Raw genomic sequence first — 2,646 nt, 5'->3', positions numbered from 1 at the left:
TTAAAGCATATCTAAAGAGTTTTGAGTTAAAAGTTAAACTTCAAGTTTTCATTCAGGACAAATGTACTGGTTAACTAATTTTTTGGGGAAAATTAGTTAACCCATGATTATAACATATAATTAATTTGCAAGAGTTCTAATGTTTGGGATAAAATGGAGAAGTTTCAATGGGATCAAGTGCGATCGCTCTGAGAAATGATCGAGGTCAAGCATGACAGTGCAACAACTTCGTTACAGAGATAGGATAGTAGAATAGAGGGGGCTACCATACCGCTGCTTCAGGCTTTAATTTAGTCTTGTCGATCAGTTATGATCATGAAAGAAAAAGTGTACTTGGATTCCACGGTTCCGAGTTATTACTTTGATGAGCGTGAAGCTCTAAAAACTTTTACCGAAATCACAAGGAAGTGGTGGTCGGAGATGTCCAGTTATTATGATTTATATATTTCGGATGCCGTGCTTCAAGAACTAACCAACGGAAACTATCCGCGTAAAGCTGAAATTATTCATTTGGTTTCGAGGATTCCTTTACTACCGCCGACTTCTGCTCTTGAACAAGTTGTCGAGTTTTATCTTGCCAACTATGTCATGCCAAGGTCTCTTGTGGGCGACGCTCTACATCTTGCCTATGCCAGCTATTTCGACATTCAATATCTCGTTACTTGGAATTGCAACCACCTAGCGAATGCTAACAAACGGAAGCATATTCGCGTTATCAATGCCCGCCTTGGTTTGTCAACACCTGAAATTGTCACACCACTTGAACTATTCAAAGAGGAGAATAACTTATGATCCACTCAGAGATTTTGCAAGAAAAAGATAAAACTCAAACAAGATTATCGGAGGAATGCACGTCTATCCATGACTATTTAGTTAAGTCTCGCATTGCTGCGGAAAAGGCTGCGGAATCCTACGGGTTTACTCTCAAGTATGCTGAAGAAATTCATAAAATTCGAGAAGAACACGGCAAAGCTTTCAACGCCAACACAACAGCCTCTTAGGTTGGCTTGAGCGAAACAATTTAGATTAATTCTGATTAATTGCCAATTCATTGCCGACACAAGAGTTAAAGCGATAACAATTAGAGGAATTTGGTGAACAAGATACACTATAGCCCAGATGTGGATGCTTTATTAATTGAGTTAAACAATAATCCAATTGCTTACGCAGAGGAGGAAGGGAAAACAATATTACATTATTCCGAGGACGATCAGTTAGTTTTAATCGAGATTCTAGATTTTGGTTGTTCTCTATCGGAAGATGCTAGACAAGAACTTGCAAAATCCATATCTTCTCGTGCATCGATTAAAATATAGTTATTAATTAATATCCATCTCACAACAATTTAAATCATGAAAGGTATTCAGTATATTGTCGATGAAACAGGAGAAAAAACAGCAGTTTTTATCGATCTAAAAGAATGGGGTCAACTGTGGAATGAGTTTTATCAAAATTTACTCGATCGCTCTCCCGGCAACGAAGACTGGATAAATTGATCGCCTTTTCGAGAAAAATTAGATCAAGCTCTCCCATGGAATGCTAATCATCCACCGCAGTTATCAGATCTAGAATCCCTAGAGAGCAAACTCGACAATCATGAGTGAGGTTTTACTTGATTTATCAATAATAATCTAGAGAACTTTTAGAGGAACTACAAATGCTAGAAATTAGCAAAAGCTATGTATTAGACAAGGATCAAAAGCCGATTGCCGTTCAGATTCCCATTGCTGAATTTGAAAAAATCGAAGAAATCCTTGAGGATTACGGACTGGGAAAACTCATCGAAGAAGTTGAAAATGATCAAATCCTAGACCAAGAAAAAGACTGGCAATACTGCCCGCATATACTGTAAAATCTATTTTATAGAAGTCTATAAAGAAGTTGGCTAAATTACAATATAAATGCCTTATTTAAATCCCAATGCGACAATCCCACCAGCTAAATTAACCCAGTATTTGCTAGTTTTACAACCCAAAGATGATAAATCAGGCTTTCTGGCACAAGCAGGATATAATTTAGACAACTGGCAGGTATTGGAACAAGATTTAAGACGTATTCTTCTCAACGAAGCCACCTTAAATAAACCAACAAAGTTCGGTGATATTTATGAAATTAAAGGACTTTTACAAGGGGTCAACGGGATAAACTTACGAGTCTCTACCTATTGGATTATCGACTCACTTACGAAAGAAACAAGATTTGTGACTTTATTACCAGATTAAAAGAGTTAGACTATGAAATTTGATATGTTTTCCGAAGTTCAATTAACCGAAGATTTGCCAGAATCTAATTTGTCTCGTGGCACTCACGCGATTATCGTGGATTATTGTCCTCGACCCGAAGGCCAAGAGGATGGCTATGTTTTAGAAGTGTTAAATAATCAGGGAAAAGCCTATACAGTTATCGCTGTAGAAGTTTCCAAGATTGAATCAATTCAAAATCTTAAACAGGATGAATTTCAAATTATATAATTCTGTTATTCTTCGCTGTGATTTCCTAGAAAACTGGGCTCTTCGTTACTTGTTATGGTTCGATAGGGGGGCATAAATCGACTAAATCCTTATCTGGCAAGAGACTTAATTGATTAGTTCGCTCTAGATAAAAACAATTGACAAAAATCGCTAAATGCCTTTCTCTATAAGGGTT

General features: G+C 37.0%; 6 protein-coding genes and 1 pseudogene. All 7 read left to right on the top strand.

The genetic code is table 11. The features are described from left to right. The first annotated feature begins 315 nt into the window (after window positions 1-315). Window positions 316-792 carry a type II toxin-antitoxin system VapC family toxin gene (locus PX481_RS09050; protein WP_002763393.1) on the top strand — a complete coding sequence of 159 codons (477 nt, stop codon included), beginning with the start codon at window positions 316-318 and terminating at the stop codon, window positions 790-792. Next, window positions 789-1,001, top strand: coding sequence for a hypothetical protein (locus PX481_RS09045; protein ID WP_002789670.1), 213 nt, complete (start codon window positions 789-791; stop codon window positions 999-1,001). Before PX481_RS09050 ends, PX481_RS09045 begins: the two co-directional genes overlap by 4 nt. 93 nt (window positions 1,002-1,094) lie before the next feature. Then, window positions 1,095-1,316: a DUF2283 domain-containing protein gene (locus PX481_RS09040; protein ID WP_288026202.1), complete on the top strand. Its 222-nt coding sequence runs from the start codon at window positions 1,095-1,097 to the stop codon at window positions 1,314-1,316. A gap of 36 nt (window positions 1,317-1,352) precedes the next feature. Continuing rightward, window positions 1,353-1,604, top strand: a pseudogene (locus tag PX481_RS29650) (hypothetical protein). Window positions 1,605-1,657: 53 nt separating this feature from the next. Continuing rightward, window positions 1,658-1,852, top strand: a complete 195-nt coding sequence (locus tag PX481_RS09030; RefSeq protein WP_002764287.1) for a RelB antitoxin-like protein — start codon at window positions 1,658-1,660, stop codon at window positions 1,850-1,852. A gap of 49 nt (window positions 1,853-1,901) precedes the next feature. Further along, a complete protein-coding gene (locus tag PX481_RS09025) occupies window positions 1,902-2,222 on the top strand; it encodes a DUF6883 domain-containing protein (RefSeq protein WP_002764286.1) in 321 nt (106 codons plus the stop codon). 12 nt (window positions 2,223-2,234) lie between these two features. After that, complete coding sequence (locus PX481_RS09020) at window positions 2,235-2,471, top strand: DUF4926 domain-containing protein (RefSeq protein ID WP_002731660.1); 237 nt, start codon at window positions 2,235-2,237, stop codon at window positions 2,469-2,471. Window positions 2,472-2,646: the final 175 nt, after the last annotated feature.

The organism is Microcystis sp. M53603_WE2 (assembly GCF_030065435.1).
The sequence above is the reverse complement of the archived record's forward strand: the minus strand, read 5'-3'. Positions and strand labels throughout refer to the sequence as shown.